Below are 19355 nucleotides of genomic sequence, written 5' to 3'. Positions count from 1 at the left end.
CGGGCCCTCGGGCCCGACGCTTTAACTGATTGAGAAGCATCATGACCGCAGAGCAGGGCGTTTATGCTTATTCCGCCGTACTGATGGGATCGCCTGTCCTTCTTAAGCTGTTTGAACATGATGAAAAGCTCGCGGCGCGCGTTTTTCGTCTGATCAAGCAGCAGGAAGATCTGTTAACGGTTAACCGGGCTCACTCCGAAGTCATGGCGGTTAACCATGCCGCCGGTCGGCATCCCGTCCGCGTCTCGCCTGCCGTCTTTGCCTTGATCAAACAGGCCCGGCAGGTGAGCGTACTGCCGGGCAGCTGCTTTAACTTCACGATTGGCCCGCTGGTGAAACGCTGGAAAATCGGTTTTCAGGGCAGTACGGTTCCTCCCGCTGACGAGATCATCGCGCTGCTGGCGTTGACCGACCCGCATCAGGTGGTGCTCGACGACGATGCGCAGTCGGTTTTTCTTCAGCAGGCGGGTATGGAGATCGATCTGGGTGCCATCGCCAAGGGTTATATCGCCGATCTGGTGCGGAAGTATCTGGCGCAGCAGCAGGTCGCCAGCGCGTTAATCAACCTGGGCGGCAACGTGCAGACGCTTGGTGATGCGGGCGGCGAAGGATGGGCGGTGGGTTTGAAAAAGCCCTTCAACGACAACGACGCGCTGCTTGGTATCATTCGCGTTAACAACAAATCCGTGGTGACGTCCGGCACCTACGAACGCTACTTTGAGCATGACGGACGTCGCTATCATCACATTCTTGATCCGCAAACCGGCTATCCGCTTGATAACGAACTCGACAGCGTGACCATCGTTTCCGACCGTTCGCTTGATGGCGATATCTGGACCACATTGATTTACGGGCTGGGCGTGGAGAAGGGCCTGGCTTATCTCGCTGACGTTCCGCACATTGAAGCCATCTTTGTTACCAAAGACGGCAGGATTGTTTTCTCTTCGCCCCGGCAGTTTACCTTTACTCAACTCGACAACCACTACAGCCTGAGCGTTTACTGACAAAACTGCCTGAGCAGATCCTGATATTCCGCCTGTAGGCGATAGCGATACACCGGCCGCCCCGTCAGTCCATAGTGCAGGTTGGTGGAAAGAATATTGCATTTCGCCAGCCAGATCAGGTACTTCCGGCAGGAAACGCGCGAGATGTTTACCGCCGCCGCCAGCTCATCCGTTGAGAACTCGCTGCCCGGATGCGCATCAATCCACTGGCACAGCGTGCGCAGCGTTTGCGGCGTCAGTCCTTTTGGTAGCCGCTGGGAATCCGCGCTGCTTTGCACGGGCGCGCCGTGTAAAAGCGCGTCGAGGTCGGCCTGCTCGAAATACTGCTGGCCTTCCGTCAGCGATCTCTTATGACGCCAGCCGGTGAGCGCCTCTTCAAACCGGGAAAACTGAAACGGCTTAATCAGATAGTCCACCACGCCATAGTGCAGCGACTGCTGGATGGTTGCGGCGTCTGCCGCAGAAGAGATGATGATAACGTCGACAGCGCGACGCGCATTGCGCAGCGCAGGCAGCAGGTCCAGCCCGCTATCCTGTTGCATATAGACATCAAGCAGGATCAGATCGACGCTTCGCTGACCGTTCAGCACGATATCTTTTGCCTGCTGTAGCGTCGAGGCGGTGCCGCAGCAGGTAAAGCCCGAAATCTGCTCCACATAGCAGCGATTCAGCTCGGCAACCATGGCATCATCATCGACCACTAACACATTAATCATCCGCTTACGTTACCTCCATCCCAGGGGAGTTGCACAAAGAACTGGGTATAAATGCCCGGTTCAGATTCGACCATAATTTTACCGCCAAGGTTTTGAATCTGCTGGTGGGTAAGGAACAGCCCTACGCCGCGCAGCTCTCCCTTCGATGAGAACCCTTTTTCAAATATCGCTTCCAGATTTTCCTCCGGAATACCGGGGCCGTCGTCGCTCACTTCGCAGGACAGCCAGCCGTTTTGGTAGTGCAGCAGCACGCTGACTTCCCCGTCCGGCTGCTGGCCGAGCGCATCAAACGCATTTTCAATCAGGTTGCCCAGGATCGTGATAAGCCCGGTAACCTGCTGCTCATTGCCGCTGTCAGGCAGAAAACTGTCGTCACTGAAGAGCAGCCGCAGCCCGTTATCCGATGCGCGATTGATCTTGCTCAGCAGAAAACCGGCGATGACCGGCGACTTAATGCGCTGAAGCAGCGATCCCGTTTCCGTCTGGTAATTATTGGCGGTTTTGAGAATGTACTCTTCCAGTTTCTCATAGCTTTGTAAATGCAGTAAACCCAGGATGACGTGCAGCTTGTTCATAAACTCGTGGGAGTGCTCGCGCAGGGCATCAACGTAATTCACCATGCCGCTCAGGCGCTGCATCAACTGGCTGATTTCCGTTTTGTCCCTGAAGGTGCAAATCGCGCCCAGCAGCAGCCCGTTGCTGCGCACCGGCACGGTGTTACTGAGCAGCAGCCTGCCGTTGAAACTGATCTCTTCATCCCGCCGTGGCTTACCGGTGCGCAGCACGTCGCAAAGGTTATCCAGTAGCGGGCCGGAGGCGCGTCGCTGCATGATGCCGACGCTGTCGTCATCGTCCATGCTTTCAAACAGTCGCCGCGCCTGATGATTCACCAGCGTGACGTGGCCGCGATCGTCAACGGCGATCACGCCTTCTTTAATTGATTCCAGCATCGCCTGGCGCTGCTCAAACAGCGTGGATATTTCGTAGGGCTCCAGCCCGAAGAGAATGCGCTTCAGGATCTTCACCAGACAAACCGTACCCAGCGCGCCCACGATCGCGCCGAACAGCGCCGTCCAGAGGATACTCCAGCGCGTATGGTTGATCTGCTGGGTGACTTTACTCAGTGAAATGCCGATGGCGATCACGCCAATCTGCTGACGCTGCGCATTATAAACCGGCGTAAAGACGCGCAGCGCTTTGTCCAGCATGCCCTGGTTGATGGCGACATTCTCTTTTCCCTTCAGCGCCGCATCAATATCATCACCGATGAAATGCTGGTTGATAGCACGCTGATTGGGATGCGAATAGCGAATGCCGTCCATGCTGGTGACCACCACAAACAGCAGATTGTTGTTTTTTTGCACCGCGGTGGCGACAGGCTGGATGATATTGTCAGACGGGGGCCGCGTGAGCGCGCGCTGGATTTCAGTGGACGTGGCCAGCGTGCGCGCCACCGCCAGCGCCTTATCTTTTACGCTGTCGCGAGCAATGTCGCTGACCTGAAAGAAGTAGAGTAAATGGACGCTCAGCAGCACTAAAATAATTACCGAGCTGACCATTAAAAAAACGCTGGTGCTGAGTTTCATCGGGCGCTTGCGCACCGTCCATGACTGCTCTGTCTCGCCCATTTGGCCTCCGCAAGACCGTTAATCGTTTCCGCTCTGCAACGCCCACACCGCAGCTTCCACGCGGGATTTAAGCTTCATTTTCTTCAACATGTGTTTAACGTGTACTTTGACCGTGCTTTCCGTGATCGACAGGCGGCGCGCAATCGCCTTGTTGGTCATGCCCTGAGCGATAAGCTTAAGAATATCGCGCTCGCGTCGGGTCAACTGCTCAATATCGCGCTCTTCAGCCGGACGGTTTTCCCGCAGGCTGGCAATCAGCACGTTGGTCAGCGTCTCGCTCAGCACCATCTGTCCGGCAGCGGCCTGATGCAGCGATTTTAGCAGCTCTTCCGGCTCCATATCCTTTAACAGATAGCCATCCGCGCCACGTTTGAGCGCGTTCACCACATCGTCTTCATGATTAGAGACGCTGAACACCACGATACGGCCGGAAAGCTCAAGCATACGCAGTTGCAACAGGGTGTCCAGACCGTTCATTCCCGGCATGTTCAAATCAAGCAGGATCAGATCGGGATCGTGCTCTTCCGCCAGCGCGACGCCCTGTTCGCCGGTGCTGGCTTCGCCAATCACCTCCAGGCGATCGTCCAGCCCAATCAGCTGCTTGACGCCGTTGCGCAGCATAGGGTGATCGTCAATCAGTAAGATGGTAGCGGCATCTTCTTTCACGGCGGCTCTCCGTCAGGTCTGTGCCACGGCGAGCCGGGCGGGGAAAAAGTAAGAGGCGTTATTTTACGCATAACGGCAGCCAACCCTATACCACTAAAGGGTTAATCATTAATTTCATTTGAAAGGGGAGAGCGGTTCCGGAAAAAGCAATGACGTTAGTAAGGTTATGAAAGTCATCACTATCCTCGATCATTACCCTCTACCTATCAGGTGTTAACTGGCATAAACCACGGCAAAATTACCTGCAAGCGCGTTGATTTACATCAACCTGCGTGCAGGACGCGATAAGCAGGATGTGGGCAAATACTCCCTTACTCATGAGAAGATTATGTCACAACTTGCTCCCTCCCGACGCCCTGAAAATGGCGCGGTGCTGACCGACTGGCAGCCTGAAGATGCCGACTTCTGGCAGCATCGCGGCAAACGTATTGCCCGTCGCAACTTATGGATCTCCGTATTTTGTCTGCTGCTTTCGTTCTGCGTCTGGATGCTGTTCAGTGCCGTTGCGGTTAACCTTTCCAGAGTCGGTTTCACCTTTACCACCGATCAGCTTTTTCTGCTGACCGCGTTGCCTGCCGTTTCCGGCGCGCTGTTACGCGTGCCTTACTCTTTTGTGATCCCGGTTTTCGGCGGCCGCCGTTGGACCGCGTTCAGCACCGGTATTCTGCTTATTCCCTGCCTGTGGCTGGGTTTTGCCGTACAGGATACCGGCACCTCGTTCCAGACCTTCGTCATCATCGCACTGCTGTGTGGTTTTGCCGGTGCGAACTTTGCGTCAAGCATGGGCAACATCAGCTTCTTCTTTCCTAAAGAGAAGCAGGGCGGCGCGCTTGGCATCAACGGCGGTCTGGGCAACCTTGGCGTCAGCGTAATGCAGTTCTTTGCGCCGCTGGCTATCTCCTTTGCTGTATTCGGCTTTTTCGGTGGTACATCGCAGGATATTGGCGACGGCGAGGCGATCTGGCTGGAAAACGCGGCGTGGATCTGGGTGCCGTTTCTGATTGTGGCTACGCTGGCCGCCTGGTTCGGCATGAACGATCTCTCTGCGGCGAAATCCTCCCTGCGTGAGCAGTTGCCCGTATTGACGCGGGTTCACCTGTGGATCATGGCGGTGCTCTATCTGGCAACGTTCGGCTCGTTTATCGGCTTCGCCGCCGGGTTCGCCATGCTCTCCAAAACGCAGTTTCCTGACGTGGTCATTCTTCGCTATGCGTTTTTCGGCCCGCTACTCGGCGCGCTGGCGCGTTCGGCAGGCGGCATGCTCTCTGACCGCTTCGGCGGCGTGCGCGTGACGCTGCTCAACTTCATCGTGATGGCGATCTTCACCGCGCTGCTGTTCACCACGCTGCCGGGCGAGGGCCAGCCTGGCTCATTTATCGCCTTCTACAGCGTCTTCATGGTGCTGTTCATTAACGCCGGTTTGGGCAGCGGTTCAACCTTCCAGATGATTGCGGCGATCTTCCGTAAGCAGACGATCGAGCGGGTTAAAGCCGCCGGCGGCAGCGACAAAACCGCGCAGCATGAAGCCGTGACGGAAACCTCTGCGGCGCTGGGCTTTATCTCTGCCATCGGCGCGCTCGGCGGTTTCTTTATTCCGCAGACCTTTGGTATGTCGCTGGCGTTAACCGGCTCGCCTGCCGATGCGATGAAGGTGTTCCTGGCCTTCTACCTGCTCTGCGTGGCGATCACCTGGCTGGCCTATGGCCGTAAAAAGACCCGCTGATTGATAAACCGATCGGCAGCGAAAAGCGTGCCGATCGGCTTCTACCCCTAAATAACCGGGTGAGGAGTGATAAGCGGAAACCCACAATGAATGCTGATTTTTTCACTTATTTTTCATGTGGTTATTGTCGATTGGCTTTATACCACTGAAGTGGTAATCCGACTAAATCCCTCGGTTTTACAACCCGCAACAGTTGATCGCCGTCAATCTGCACCGGTACAGGCGTCAGTACGCTTGCGCACAGATTAAGCAATGTCACCAGGCTTCACTTATAACAACAGAGCCTTCAGGAGAACTCCGGATGAGCAAGTTTCTCGAACGGTTTCGCTACTTTAAACAGGGTGCGACACCTTTTTCTGGCAATCACGGCCAGACACTGAATACCAACCGCGACTGGGAGGATGGCTACCGCAGCCGCTGGCAGCACGATAAAATCGTGCGCTCGACGCATGGCGTTAACTGCACCGGTTCCTGTAGCTGGAAAATCTACGTTAAAAACGGCCTGGTCACCTGGGAAACCCAGCAGACCGACTATCCGCGTACCCGTCCTGACCTGCCGAACCATGAACCGCGCGGCTGCCCGCGCGGCGCCAGTTATTCATGGTATCTCTACAGCGCGAACCGCCTGAAATATCCATTGATGCGTAAGCGTCTGATCAAACTGTGGCGTGAAGCAAAAGCGCTGCACAGCGATCCGGTTGAGGCGTGGGGTTCTATCGTCAGCGATGCTGAAAAATCGAAAAGCTATAAAGTCGCGCGCGGTCGCGGCGGCTTTGTTCGCTCAAGCTGGCAGGAGATCAACGAACTGATCGCCGCGTCCAACATTTATACGGCAAAAACCTTCGGCCCGGATCGCATCGTGGGTTTCTCGCCGATCCCGGCGATGTCGATGGTCTCTTATGCGTCCGGCGCGCGCTATCTCTCGCTGATCGGCGGCACCTGCCTGAGTTTCTACGACTGGTATTGCGACCTGCCACCTGCCTCGCCAATGACCTGGGGCGAGCAGACCGACGTGCCGGAATCCGCCGACTGGTACAACTCCTCTTATATTATGGCCTGGGGCTCTAACGTGCCGCAGACCCGTACGCCAGACGCGCATTTTTTCACTGAAGTACGCTATAAAGGCACCAAAACTGTCGCCGTGACCCCGGACTACTCTGAAGTCGCCAAGCTGTGCGATCAGTGGCTGAATCCAAAACAGGGCACCGATGCCGCCATGGCGCTGGCGATGGGCCACGTGATTCTGAAAGAGTTCCACCTGAGTCGTGAGGTGAGCTACTTCGCCGACTACGTCCGCCGCTATACCGACATGCCGATGCTGGTTCTGCTGGAACCGCGTGAAGGCGGTCACTACGCCGCAGGCCGCATGCTGCGCGCCAGCGATCTTGTTGACGGGCTGGGCCAGGAAAACAACCCCGAGTGGAAAACGATCGCCATTAATCAGCAAAATGGCGAACTGGTCGCGCCGCAGGGGTCAATCGGTTATCGCTGGGGCGAGAAAGGGAAGTGGAATCTGGAGCAGCGCGACGGCCAGACGCAGCAGGATGTTGAGCTTCAGCTCAGCCTGCTCGGCAGCCACGACGAGGTGGCTGAGGTTGGCTTCCCGTATTTCGGCGGCATCGTTAATGAAAACTTCACCAACGTAGCGCTGGAAGAGATCCTGTTGCACAAGCTGCCGGCAAAACGCCTGCAACTGGCCGACGGCAGCGAAGCGCTGGTCACCAGCGTTTACGATCTGACGCTGGCCAACTACGGCCTGGAGCGCGGTCTGGACGATGCCAACAGCGCCAGCAGCTATGACGATGTGAAAGCCTACAGCCCGGCGTGGGCGGAGCAGATCACCGGCGTATCGCGTCAGAACATCATCCGCATTGCGCGTGAATTTGCAGAAAACGCCGAAAAAACCCGTGGTCGCTCGATGATCATCGTCGGTGCCGGTATGAACCACTGGTACCACATGGACATGAACTATCGCGGCCTGATCAATATGCTGATCTTCTGCGGCTGCGTCGGCCAGAGCGGCGGCGGCTGGGCGCACTACGTTGGTCAGGAAAAACTGCGTCCGCAAACCGGCTGGACGCCGCTGGCGTTCGCGCTTGACTGGCAGCGTCCGCCGCGTCACATGAACGGCACGTCCTTTTTCTATAACCACTCAAGTCAGTGGCGCTACGAAAAAACGTCACCGGCCGACCTGCTTTCTCCGCTGGCGGACAAATCCCGCTTCAGCGGCAGCCTGATCGACTTTAACGTACGTTCCGAACGGATGGGCTGGCTGCCTTCTGCGCCACAGCTGAACGTGAATCCGCTCCATCTCGCCGCGCAGGCGAAGGCCGCAGGCCAGTCGCCGGTTGATTTTACGGTGGAGAGCCTGAAGCAGGGCTCGCTGCGCTTTGCCGCCGAACAGCCGGACGACCCGCAAAACTTCCCGCGTAACCTGTTCGTCTGGCGCTCCAACCTGCTCGGCTCTTCGGGTAAAGGGCATGAGTACATGCTGAAGTACCTGCTGGGCACGGAGAACGGCATTCAGGGTAAAGATCTTGGCCAGCAGGGCGACATGAAGCCGGAAGAGGTTGAGTGGCTCGACCAGGGCGGCGAAGGCAAGCTGGATCTGGTGGTGACGCTTGATTTCCGCATGTCCAGCACCTGTCTCTACTCCGATATCGTGCTGCCAACGGCAACCTGGTATGAAAAAGACGACATGAATACCTCGGATATGCATCCGTTTATTCATCCGCTCTCAGCCGCTGTCGATCCCGCCTGGGAGTCCAAAAGCGACTGGGAAATTTACAAAGGCATTGCCAAATCGTTCTCTGAACTGTGCGTGGGCCACCTTGGCGTGGAAACCGACGTCGTTACGCTGCCGATTCAGCACGATTCGCCTGCCGAACTGGGCCAGCCTTTCGACGTGAAAGACTGGAAAAAAGGCGAATGTGAACTGATTCCGGGCAAAACGGCGCCGCATATTATCGCGGTTGAGCGCGACTACCCGGCCACCTGGGATCGCTTCACCTCGCTTGGCCCGCTGATGGACAAACTGGGCAACGGCGGTAAAGGCATCAGCTGGAACACCCAGAAAGAGGTCGATTTCCTCGGACAGCTTAACTACACCAAAGCGGAAGGTCCGGCAGCCGGTCGGCCAAAAATTGAGAGCGCTATCGACGCCGCCGAGGTCATTCTGGCGCTGGCGCCGGAAACCAATGGTCAGGTCGCCGTTAAGGCCTGGCAGGCGCTGAGCGACATTACCGGACGCGACCATACGCACCTGGCCCTGAACAAAGAAGACGAGAAAATTCGCTTCCGCGATATCCAGGCGCAGCCGCGCAAAATCATCTCCAGCCCGACCTGGTCAGGCCTGGAAGATGAGCACGTCTCCTATAACGCCTGCTACACCAACGTTCATGAGCTGATCCCGTGGCGTACGCTGAGCGGCCGTCAGCAGCTTTATCAGGATCATGAGTGGATGCGTGCCTTTGGCGAAAGCCTGCTGGTTTATCGTCCGCCGATTGATACCCGCGCGGCCAAACCGCTGCTGAACAAAAAACCGAACGGCAACCCGGAGAAGGCGCTCAACTTCCTGACGCCGCACCAGAAATGGGGCATTCACTCCACCTACAGCGACAACCTGCTGATGCTGACGCTGTCGCGCGGCGGCCCGATTGTGTGGATGAGTGAAGACGACGCGCGTGAACTGGGCATCGTTGATAACGACTGGATCGAGGTCTTTAACGCCAATGGCGCATTAACCGCGCGCGCCGTGGTCAGCCAGCGCGTGCCGGCCGGTATGACCATGATGTACCACGCGCAGGAACGCATCGTGAACATTCCCGGTTCGGAAATTACCAGCCAGCGCGGCGGTATCCATAACTCGGTGACGCGCACCTGTCCGAAGCCAACCCACATGATCGGCGGCTACGCACAGCTCTCTTACGGCTTTAACTATTACGGCACCGTCGGTTCTAACCGCGATGAGTTCGTGGTGGTAAGAAAAATGAATAACATTAACTGGTTAGACGGCGAAGGCACCGACGATTGCCAGGGCAGCCAGCAGGAGAAAAACCAATGAAAATTCGTTCGCAAGTCGGCATGGTGCTGAACCTGGACAAATGCATCGGATGCCATACCTGTTCGGTTACCTGTAAAAACGTCTGGACCAGCCGTGAAGGCATGGAGTACGCCTGGTTCAATAACGTCGAAAGTAAACCCGGCGTCGGGTATCCCCACGCCTGGGAGGATCAGGAGAAGTGGAAGGGCGGCTGGATCCGTAAAATCAACGGCAAGCTGGAACCGCGCATGGGCGGCCGCGTCGGCCTGCTGGCAAAAATATTCGCCAACCCGGACGTTCCCGCGCTGGATGACTACTACGAGCCGTTTGACTACGACTATCAGAATCTGCACAACGCGCCGGAAGGCAAGCATCAGCCGATTGCGCGTCCGCGCTCGCTGATCACCGGCCAGCGGATGAAGAAAATTGAGAACGGGCCGAACTGGGAAGAGATTCTGGGCGGCGAGTTCGAAAAACGTTCGAAGGATAAGAACTTCGACAACATCCAGAAAGAGATGTACGGCCAGTTCGAGAACACTTTCATGATGTACCTGCCGCGCCTGTGTGAGCACTGTCTCAACCCGGCGTGCGTGGCGACCTGTCCGAGCGGCGCGATTTACAAACGCGGCGAAGACGGCATCGTGCTGATCGATCAGGACAAATGCCGTGGCTGGCGGATGTGCCTGACCGGCTGTCCGTACAAAAAAATCTACTTTAACTGGAAGAGCGGTAAATCTGAGAAGTGCATCTTCTGCTACCCGCGCATCGAAGCGGGCCAGCCTACCGTCTGCTCAGAAACCTGCGTCGGTCGCATTCGCTACCTCGGCGTGCTGCTCTATGACGCCGACCGCATTGAAGCGGCGGCATCGACAGAAAACGAAAAAGATCTCTATCAGAGCCAGATGGACATCTTCCTCGATCCCAACGATCCGGCGGTAATTGAGCAGGCGTTGAAAGACGGCGTGCCGCAAAGCGTCATTGACGCCGCGCAGCGTTCGCCGGTTTACAAAATGGCGATGGACTGGAAGCTGGCGCTGCCGCTGCACCCGGAATACCGCACGCTACCGATGGTGTGGTACGTGCCGCCATTGTCGCCGATTCAGTCTGCGGCGGATGCGGGCGCGCTGGCGCACACCGGCGTGCTGCCCGACGTCGAAAGCCTGCGCATTCCTGTGCAGTATCTGGCAAACCTGTTGACCGCGGGCGATACCGCGCCGGTACTGCTGGCGCTGAAGCGCATGCTGGCGATGCGTCACTACAAACGCGCCGAAACCGTTGACGGCAAAGTGGATACCACCGCGCTGGAGCAGGTGGGATTGAGCGAAGCACAGGCGCAGGAGATGTATCGTTATCTCGCCATTGCCAACTACGAGGATCGCTTCGTGGTGCCGTCAAGCCATCGTGAACTGGCGCGTGAAGCCTTCCCGGAAAGCAAAAGCTGTGGCTTCAGTTTCGGCGACGGCTGTCGCGGCAGTGATTCAACGTTCAACCTGTTCAACAGCCGCCGTATCGATGCTATCGACGTGACGGTCAGAACTCCGCGTCAGGAGGATGCGTCATGATCGCACTTCGCGTTATCGCACGGCTGCTCGACTATCCCGATCGGGCGTTGTTCGACAATCACCGGGAACTGATCGCCGCGCTGGCGTCCGCCAGCGAGCTCGAGACGCGGCACTGTGCCCGCCTGATTGCTTTTATCAACACGTTTTGCGCACGTCCGCTGCTGGACGTGCAGGCGGAATACTGCGAGCTGTTCGATCGTGGACGCGCCACGTCGCTTTTGCTGTTTGAGCACGTCCACGGTGAATCACGCGATCGCGGACAGGCGATGGTCGATCTGCTCAATCAGTATCGGGAAGATGGCCTGGAGCTTGATTCTAAAGAGCTGCCGGACTTTCTGCCGCTCTATCTGGAGTACCTCTCCAGCGGCAGCGCTGACCGCGCACGCGGCGGATTGCAGGATATTGCGCCGATCCTCGCGCTGTTAGCGGCCCGGTTGCAGCAGCGTCAAAGCCCGTACGCCGGGCTGTTCGATGCGCTGGTGTCGCTCTCCGGCGCCGACGTGGACGCCGCCAGCCTGCAACCGCAGGTGGCGAAAGAGGCCCGCGACGACACGCCGGCGGCGCTGGATGCCGTTTGGGAAGAGGAACAGGTTAAGTTCCTTGGCGAACAGGGCTGCGCATCTGCTCAGCAGGCCGCGCATCAGCGCCGCTTTGCCGGGGCGGTTGCGCCACAGTATCTCGACGTGGCACAGGCCACAACGCGATCTACAGGAAACTAATTATGCAATTTCTCTCTCGCTTATTCTTCGATATCTATCCTTACATCGCGGGATCGGTGTTCCTGATCGGTAGCTGGTTACGCTACGACTACGGTCAGTACAGCTGGCGCGCCGGCTCCAGCCAGATGCTGGACAAAAAAGGGATGCGGCTGGCGTCGAACCTGTTTCATATCGGCATCATCGGTATCTTTTTTGGTCACCTCGTCGGCCTGCTGACGCCGCACTGGATGTACGAATCTTTCCTGCCGATCGACGTGAAGCAGAAGCTGGCGATGATTGCCGGCGGCGTGTGCGGGCTGATGACGCTGGCGGGCGGGCTGCTGCTGCTCAAGCGCCGTCTGACCAATCCACGCGTGCGGGCAACCAGCAGCGTCGGAGACATTCTGATCATGGTGCTGTTGGTGACGCAGGCACTCCTCGGGCTGTTAACCATTCCTTTCTCCGCCCACCATATGGACGGTAGCGAAATGATGAAGCTGGTGGGATGGGCGCAGGCGGTGGTCACCTTCCAGGGCGGCGCTTCCGCGCACCTTGAGGGCGTGGCGCTGATTTACCGCGTGCATATGGTACTGGGCATGACGCTGTTCCTGCTCTTCCCGTTCTGCCGCCTGGTGCATATCTGGAGCGCGCCGGTGGAGTATCTTACGCGTCGCTATCAACTGGTGCGTAATCGTCGCTAGCGGTCAGAAACAGTAAGCCTGAGGCCGGAGAAATCCGGCCTTTTCCGTTCTTATCCTCTGTAAGTTTCTCTCTGACGCTGCGGCGCGTTAAAAAGTAACGAAAATCACTAATATCTTCTGTGTCCCGTTCCTTCTGCTTATTCAATCAATTAACATGACGACTACTTTTTCGCATCGCATCAGAGATATTCAATGCGCTATCTGGCTTTCATTTTTCCCGCCGTGCTGATGCTTGCCGCCTGTAGCAGCAAGCCTCAGCCGCCTCAGGCCGTTGAGCCGCAGGGCAATCCGTTTGGCGGCGGCTTTCAGCTTGAACCTACTCACGATTACCACCCTCTGACGGGCGATTTTGCCAACAACTCCTCGACGGAGCAGTTCATCGATAAGATGGTGCGCGAGCATGGCTTTCAGCGCCAGCAGCTCCACGACGTGCTTGCACAGGCCAAAAACCTCGACTGGGTGATCCGGCTGATGGACAGGCAGGCGCCCGTCGTTCAGGGGCCGATCGGCCCGAACGGTGCCTGGATACGCTACCGCAGTAAATTCATCACGCCTTCAAACGTGCAAAACGGCGTAGCGTTCTGGAATCAGTATCAGGATGCTCTCCAGCGCGCTTATCAGATCTACGGCGTACCGCCTGAAATCATTGTCGGCATTATTGGCGTGGAAACCCGTTGGGGACGGGTGATGGGCAAAACGCGCATTATCGACGCGCTTGCCACGCTGGCCTTTAACTACCCGCGCCGCGCCGACTTCTTCAGTGCCGAACTGGAAACTTTCCTGCTGATGGCGAGGGAAGAGGGCGACGATCCGCTCGATCTTCGCGGCTCCTACGCGGGCGCCATGGGCTACGGGCAGTTTATGCCGTCCTCTTTCAAAAGCTATGCGGTTGATTTTAACGGCGATGGTCACATTAACCTGTGGGATCCGGTTGATGCGATTGGCAGCGTGGCCCACTACTTTAACGCGCACGGCTGGCAGAAAAACGGCACGGTCGCGGTGCCGGTGACTGGCTTCGCCACCACGCGCGAAACCGGTTTTAAAACGCGCTACACCGTTGCTTCGCTGGCATCAGAAGGCTTTACGCCGCAGGTGAAACTGGCTGGCGACCAGCAGGTCAGCCTGCTGCGTTTCGATATGGGCACTGACTATCAGTACTGGTTCGGGCTGCCGAACTTCTATGCCATAACCCGCTATAATCACAGCAACCACTATGCGATGGCCGTCTGGCAGTTGGGGCTGGCGGTACGTGAAGCGAAAGACAGTTTATAAGGTGTTCGCCTGACCGCTTTATGAAGGGCGATATTGGGAAAAGGCTCGCAAAACAGCTGCCTGTAGCGTGATCCGACGGCGAAAGGTGATAGGCTTGGCCGCCCTACCTGAAGAAATAAGGAACACCCATGACAGATGCAGAACTCATGCAGCTCAGCACTGAAATTGGCACGCTTCTGCAAGCTGGCGGGGCGACCGTCACCACGGCGGAGTCCTGTACCGGCGGTTGGATTGCTAAAGTGCTTACCGACGTTCCCGGCAGCTCAGGCTGGTTTGAGCGCGGCTTCGTGACCTACAGCAACGACGCCAAACAGGAACTGGTTAACGTCGCGACGGCTTCGCTTGAGGCTTATGGCGCCGTCAGCGAACAGGTGGTGCGGGAAATGGCGGAAGGCGCGCGGCAAAAAGCAAATGCGCACTTTGCCGTTTCGGTCAGCGGTATCGCCGGGCCGGAAGGTGGTTCAGCGGAAAAACCGGTTGGCACGGTCTGGTTTGGCTTCGCCTGCAAGACATCGCCAACGCAGGCCATGTGCAAAATTTTCACCGGTGACCGCGAATCGGTTCGCCGTCAGGCCACGGCCTGCGCGCTCCTGAGGCTGCGTGACCTTTTTCTTAAAAAATAAACTTGATACTGTATGGCTATACAGTATAATTGCTTTCAGTTAACCGAATAAAGCCGCGAACGCTTTACCCGCCTGATTAGGAGTTGAAATGGCTATTGATGAAAACAAGCAAAAAGCACTGGCAGCAGCGCTGGGCCAGATTGAAAAGCAATTTGGTAAAGGCTCTATCATGCGTCTGGGTGAAGACCGTACCATGGATGTGGAAACTATCTCCACCGGCTCGCTCTCTCTGGATATCGCGCTGGGCGCTGGCGGCCTGCCAATGGGGCGTATTGTCGAAATCTACGGCCCGGAATCATCCGGTAAAACGACGCTGACGTTGCAGGTCATCGCTTCAGCGCAGCGCAAAGGCAAAACCTGTGCGTTTATCGATGCCGAGCATGCGCTGGATCCGGTCTACGCCAAGAAACTGGGCGTGGATATTGATAACCTGCTTTGCTCTCAGCCTGATACGGGTGAGCAGGCGCTGGAGATTTGTGACGCGCTGGCGCGTTCCGGTGCGGTGGACGTTATTATCGTCGACTCCGTTGCAGCGCTGACGCCGAAAGCGGAAATTGAAGGTGAGATCGGTGATTCACATATGGGCCTGGCGGCACGTATGATGAGTCAGGCGATGCGTAAACTGGCGGGTAACCTTAAGAACTCCGGCACGCTGCTGATCTTCATCAACCAGATCCGTATGAAAATTGGCGTTATGTTTGGTAACCCGGAAACAACGACCGGCGGTAACGCGCTGAAGTTTTATGCCTCCGTCCGCCTGGATATCCGCCGCATCGGTGCGATCAAAGAAGGCGACGAAGTGGTTGGTAGTGAAACCCGCGTCAAAGTCGTGAAAAACAAAGTCGCGGCGCCGTTTAAGCAGGCCGAGTTCCAGATTATGTACGGCGAGGGCATCAATATTTACGGTGAACTGGTCGACCTGGGCGTGAAGCATAAGCTGATTGAAAAAGCGGGTGCCTGGTACAGTTACAACGGCGACAAAATCGGTCAGGGTAAAGCCAATGCCGGTAATTTCCTGAAGGAAAATCCGGCGATTGCGAACGAAATCGATACCAAATTACGTGCTACGCTGCTGAACAGCGCAGACAGCAAACCCGATTTCACCCCAACTGAAGCGGAAGCTCACGAACCCAGCGAAGCTGACGAAAACTTCTGAGTTCGCAGGTCGTAGACTATCGGCCGATGAATGCACTAACACGACAGAGCGGCCTGAAAGCCGCTCTTTTTTTATTCCTTCTTTTATCTCTTCCCGCTACCCTTAATCTGCTTGCAGCATAAACGCAGGGAGTTGAATGTCAGACATCACTGAACGTAGCCAGTTTTCGCGCTTTCTTGACAGGGCGATACGTATTCTCGCTATGCGTGATCACAGCGAGGCAGAGCTTCGGCGCAAGCTGTCGCTATCGGCTGAACGCGCCGCCACCTTTGCGAAAACGCAGTCGCGCGAACCAGAACCGCTCTCACCAGAACTGCTTGAGCGCGTTGTTGCCTGGTGCTATGAAAATCACTATCTGGACGATGCGAGATTTACCGGGCGGTTCGTGGTCAGCCGTAGCCGCAAAGGTTACGGGCCGCAGCGCATTCGTATGGAGCTGGGTCAAAAAGGGGTGGATAAAGCGCTGGCCGACCAGGCGCTTAATGAAGCAGACATCGACTGGGCAAAACGCGCTTTTGAGGTGGCGGAACGTAAGTTCGGCCTGCCTTTCCCCACGGAGTGGAAAGAAAAAGCAAAAGTGCAGCGTTATTTAATGAGCAAGGGCTTCTTTTCTGAAGATATTCGCGAGATTTTCTCAAATTTTGACGAATGACCGCCATTGGGATTTTACTTCCCACTGAAGAAAATTTATCTTATTCACCACTTTTTGTTCGTGTGTCGCCGCAGGGAGCACTTTTCTGCCGGTGGAGTAAACGCACGAGACGTCCGTTAGCGAGATTCCAGGATAATTATGAGCAAGAGCACGGCGGAGATTCGCCAGACGTTTCTCGACTTTTTTCATAGTAAAGGACATCAGGTTGTAGCGAGTAGCTCCCTTGTCCCGACCAATGACCCGACGCTGCTGTTCACCAACGCAGGGATGAACCAGTTTAAAGACGTTTTCCTCGGCGGCGACAAGCGCAACTACACGCGCGCGACCACCTCGCAGCGCTGCGTGCGCGCAGGCGGCAAGCACAACGATTTGGAGAATGTCGGCTATACCGCGCGTCATCATACCTTCTTCGAAATGCTGGGTAACTTCAGCTTCGGCGACTATTTCAAGCGCGAAGCGATTGGCTTTGCGTGGGAACTGCTGACCGGTGCGCAGTGGTTCAACCTGCCCGCAGAAAAACTGTGGGTGACGGTTTATGAAACCGATGATGAAGCGTTTGATATCTGGGCAAACGAAGTCGGCGTGCCGCGCGAGCGCATTATTCGCATCGGCGACAACAAAGGCAGCGCTTACGCTTCCGATAACTTCTGGCAGATGGGAGACACCGGTCCGTGCGGCCCATGCTCCGAAATTTTTTACGATCACGGCGAGCACATCTGGGGCGGCCCTCCGGGCAGTCCGGAAGAGGACGGCGATCGCTATATTGAGATCTGGAATATCGTCTTTATGCAGTTCAACCGTCAATCCGACGGCACGATGCTGCCGCTGCCCAAGCCTTCTGTTGATACCGGTATGGGGCTGGAGCGTATTACGGCAGTACTGCAACATGTTAATTCCAACTACGAAATCGATCTCTTTCAGAAGCTGATTGCGTCTGTTGCTGCCGTCACCGGTGCAACGGATTTGACCAGTAAATCGCTGCGCGTCATTGCCGATCATATCCGCTCCTGCGCCTTCCTGGTGGCGGATGGCGTGATTCCATCCAACGAAAACCGTGGTTACGTGCTGCGCCGTATTATTCGTCGCGCGGTTCGACATGGAAACATGCTTGGCGCGCAAGGTACGTTTTTCTGGAAGCTGGTTGCGCCGCTGATTGAGGTGATGGGTGCCGCCGGTGAAGAGCTGGCGCGGCAGCAGTCTCAGGTCGAGCAGGTATTGAAAACCGAAGAAGAGCAGTTCGCCAGAACGCTTGAGCGCGGACTGGCGCTGCTGGATGAAGAACTGAATAATCTGAAGGGCGACACGCTCGACGGCGAAACCGTTTTCCGCCTTTATGACACCTTCGGTTTCCCGGTTGATTTGACGGCGGATGTCTGCCGCGAACGGGATCTGAAAATCGATGAAGCAGGTTTTGAGCAGGCAATGGAGCAGCAGCGTCAGCGCGCGCGCGACGCCAGCGGTTTTGGCACCGATTACAATAATGTGATCCGCATTGATCAGGCGTCAGGCTTTAAAGGCTATGAGCAGCTTGAACTGAACGCGACGGTGAAGGCGATTTTCGTTAACGGCCAGGCGGCCAGTGAAATCGCTGCCGGTCAGGAAGGCGTCATCGTGCTTGATGAAACGCCATTTTACGGCGAGTCAGGCGGTCAGGTCGGTGATACCGGCGAGCTGAAAAGCAAAACGGCGAGCTTTGCCGTCACCGATACGCAAAAATACGGGCAGGCGATAGGGCATATTGGCAGCCTGACCTCCGGCCATGTTCGCGTTGGCGAGCGGCTTGCCGCTGAGGTCAACCAGGCCCGCCGCGATCGCATTCGTCTGAACCACTCCGCCACGCACCTGCTGCACGCCGCGCTGCGTCAGGTGCTGGGCCATCATGTGGCGCAGAAAGGCTCACTGGTTAACGACAAGTATCTTCGTTTCGACTTCTCACATTTTGAAGCGATGAAGCCACAGGAAATTCGTCAGGTTGAAGAGATCGTCAACGCGCAGATCCGTCGCAACCTTCCTGTTGAAACCACCATTATGGATCTCGACACCGCGAAGGCGCAGGGCGCAATGGCGCTGTTTGGCGAAAAGTACGACGACCGTGTACGCGTGCTGACGATGGGCGATTTTTCCACCGAGCTGTGCGGCGGTACGCATGCCAGTCGCACAGGCGACATTGGCCTGTTCCGTATCCTTTCTGAGTCAGGTACTGCGGCAGGCGTACGCCGTATCGAAGCCGTAACCGGCGAAGGCGCACTGACGCAGATCTATGCGCAAAGCGAACAGCTTCAGGACATTGCGCACCTGATCAAGGCGAACAGCAGCAATCTGAATGAGAAAGTCCGCGCCATGCTTGAGCAGGTGCGCGGGCTGGAAAAAGAACTACAGCAGTTGAAGGATCAGCAGGCGGCGCAGGAGAGCGCATCGTTAAGCAGCAAGGCCGTTGACGTTCGCGGCGTGAAGCTGCTGGTGAGCGAGCTTGCCAATGTAGAACCAAAAATGCTGCGCACGATGGTGGATGAACTGAAAAACCAGTTGAAGTCCGCCATTATTGTGCTGGCAACCGTCGCAGACGGAAAAGTTTCACTGATTGCCGGGGTTACAAAAGACTTAACCGATCGCGTCAAAGCGGGCGAGCTGGTGGGCGAACTTGCCCGTCAGGTCGGGGGTAAAGGCGGAGGCCGTCCTGATATGGCTCAGGCCGGAGGAACCGATGCGCAGGCGCTGCCTGCGGCCCTGTCCAGCGTTGCGTCATGGGTTGATACAAAACTGTAAGACTATAAAAATGCGTCTCAGAAGGCGCCGCAGGAGCGTTCTCCGCGGCGTTTCTTGTATTGATGCGCCTCTATAAACATAAAGTCAGGTTGGCGGTGTGTATTTCGGCTAAACTAACTATCAGCAGAATGTATGAGTATGATGGT

The 19355-nt window shown here is 56.5% G+C and carries 14 protein-coding genes; 11 read left to right on the top strand and 3 right to left on the bottom strand.

Annotation, left to right across the window (positions count from 1 at the left end; genetic code table 11):
- Positions 1–41: 41 nt before the first annotated feature.
- Positions 42–1004, top strand: a complete 963-nt coding sequence (locus FA91_RS13810) for an FAD:protein FMN transferase (protein WP_034916555.1) — start codon at positions 42–44, stop codon at positions 1002–1004.
- On the opposite strand, the gene dcuR is transcribed toward FA91_RS13810, so the two are convergent.
- The 3 genes from dcuR to narL are packed head-to-tail and all read right to left on the bottom strand — an operon-like array spanning position 998 to position 3969.
- Positions 998–1720: a two-component system response regulator DcuR gene (gene dcuR, locus FA91_RS13805; RefSeq protein ID WP_034916554.1), complete on the bottom strand. Its 723-nt coding sequence runs from the start codon at positions 1718–1720 to the stop codon at positions 998–1000. The two genes, FA91_RS13810 and dcuR, sit on opposite strands and share 7 nt — an antisense overlap.
- The gene (locus tag FA91_RS13800; protein ID WP_034916553.1) at positions 1717–3348 is read right to left on the bottom strand and encodes a sensor histidine kinase; all 1632 of its coding nucleotides are present in this window, start codon (positions 3346–3348) and stop codon (positions 1717–1719) included. Before FA91_RS13800 ends, dcuR begins: the two co-directional genes overlap by 4 nt.
- 18 nt (positions 3349–3366) lie before the next feature.
- Entirely contained in the window at positions 3367–3969 is a 603-nt protein-coding gene (gene narL, locus FA91_RS13795; protein WP_051937439.1) for a two-component system response regulator NarL, read from the bottom strand.
- Between the two features lie 373 nt (positions 3970–4342).
- Here narL and FA91_RS13790 point away from each other — a divergent pair, with 373 nt between their 5' ends.
- The 10 genes from FA91_RS13790 (at position 4343) to alaS (ending at position 19209) form a co-directional block, all read left to right on the top strand.
- Positions 4343–5737, top strand: a complete 1395-nt coding sequence (locus FA91_RS13790; RefSeq protein ID WP_034916549.1) for a NarK family nitrate/nitrite MFS transporter — start codon at positions 4343–4345, stop codon at positions 5735–5737.
- Positions 5738–6038: 301 nt separating this feature from the next.
- Positions 6039–9800: a nitrate reductase subunit alpha gene (locus FA91_RS13785; RefSeq protein WP_034916548.1), complete on the top strand. Its 3762-nt coding sequence runs from the start codon at positions 6039–6041 to the stop codon at positions 9798–9800.
- Complete coding sequence (narH, locus tag FA91_RS13780; protein ID WP_034916546.1) at positions 9797–11341, top strand: nitrate reductase subunit beta; 1545 nt, start codon at positions 9797–9799, stop codon at positions 11339–11341. Before FA91_RS13785 ends, narH begins: the two co-directional genes overlap by 4 nt.
- A complete protein-coding gene (gene narJ / locus FA91_RS13775) occupies positions 11338–12060 on the top strand; it encodes a nitrate reductase molybdenum cofactor assembly chaperone (protein ID WP_034916544.1) in 723 nt (240 codons plus the stop codon). Before narH ends, narJ begins: the two co-directional genes overlap by 4 nt.
- A gap of 2 nt (positions 12061–12062) precedes the next feature.
- A complete protein-coding gene (gene narI / locus FA91_RS13770; RefSeq protein ID WP_034916543.1) occupies positions 12063–12740 on the top strand; it encodes a respiratory nitrate reductase subunit gamma in 678 nt (225 codons plus the stop codon).
- Positions 12741–12932: 192 nt separating this feature from the next.
- The gene (gene mltB, locus FA91_RS13765) at positions 12933–14012 is read left to right on the top strand and encodes a lytic murein transglycosylase B (protein ID WP_034916542.1); all 1080 of its coding nucleotides are present in this window, start codon (positions 12933–12935) and stop codon (positions 14010–14012) included.
- Positions 14013–14140: 128 nt separating this feature from the next.
- Positions 14141–14635: a nicotinamide-nucleotide amidase gene (gene pncC / locus FA91_RS13760; RefSeq protein WP_034916540.1), complete on the top strand. Its 495-nt coding sequence runs from the start codon at positions 14141–14143 to the stop codon at positions 14633–14635.
- Between the two features lie 88 nt (positions 14636–14723).
- Positions 14724–15791 carry a recombinase RecA gene (recA, locus tag FA91_RS13755; RefSeq protein WP_034916538.1) on the top strand — a complete coding sequence of 356 codons (1068 nt, stop codon included), beginning with the start codon at positions 14724–14726 and terminating at the stop codon, positions 15789–15791.
- A gap of 136 nt (positions 15792–15927) precedes the next feature.
- Positions 15928–16443, top strand: a complete 516-nt coding sequence (locus FA91_RS13750) for a regulatory protein RecX (RefSeq protein ID WP_034916536.1) — start codon at positions 15928–15930, stop codon at positions 16441–16443.
- 138 nt (positions 16444–16581) lie between these two features.
- A complete protein-coding gene (alaS, locus tag FA91_RS13745) occupies positions 16582–19209 on the top strand; it encodes an alanine--tRNA ligase (RefSeq protein WP_034916534.1) in 2628 nt (875 codons plus the stop codon).
- Positions 19210–19355: the final 146 nt, after the last annotated feature.

Source organism: Erwinia sp. 9145 (assembly GCF_000745075.1).
Lineage (GTDB): Bacteria > Pseudomonadota > Gammaproteobacteria > Enterobacterales > Enterobacteriaceae > Erwinia > Erwinia oleae.
This window is presented reverse-complemented; position numbering and strand designations above follow the sequence as displayed.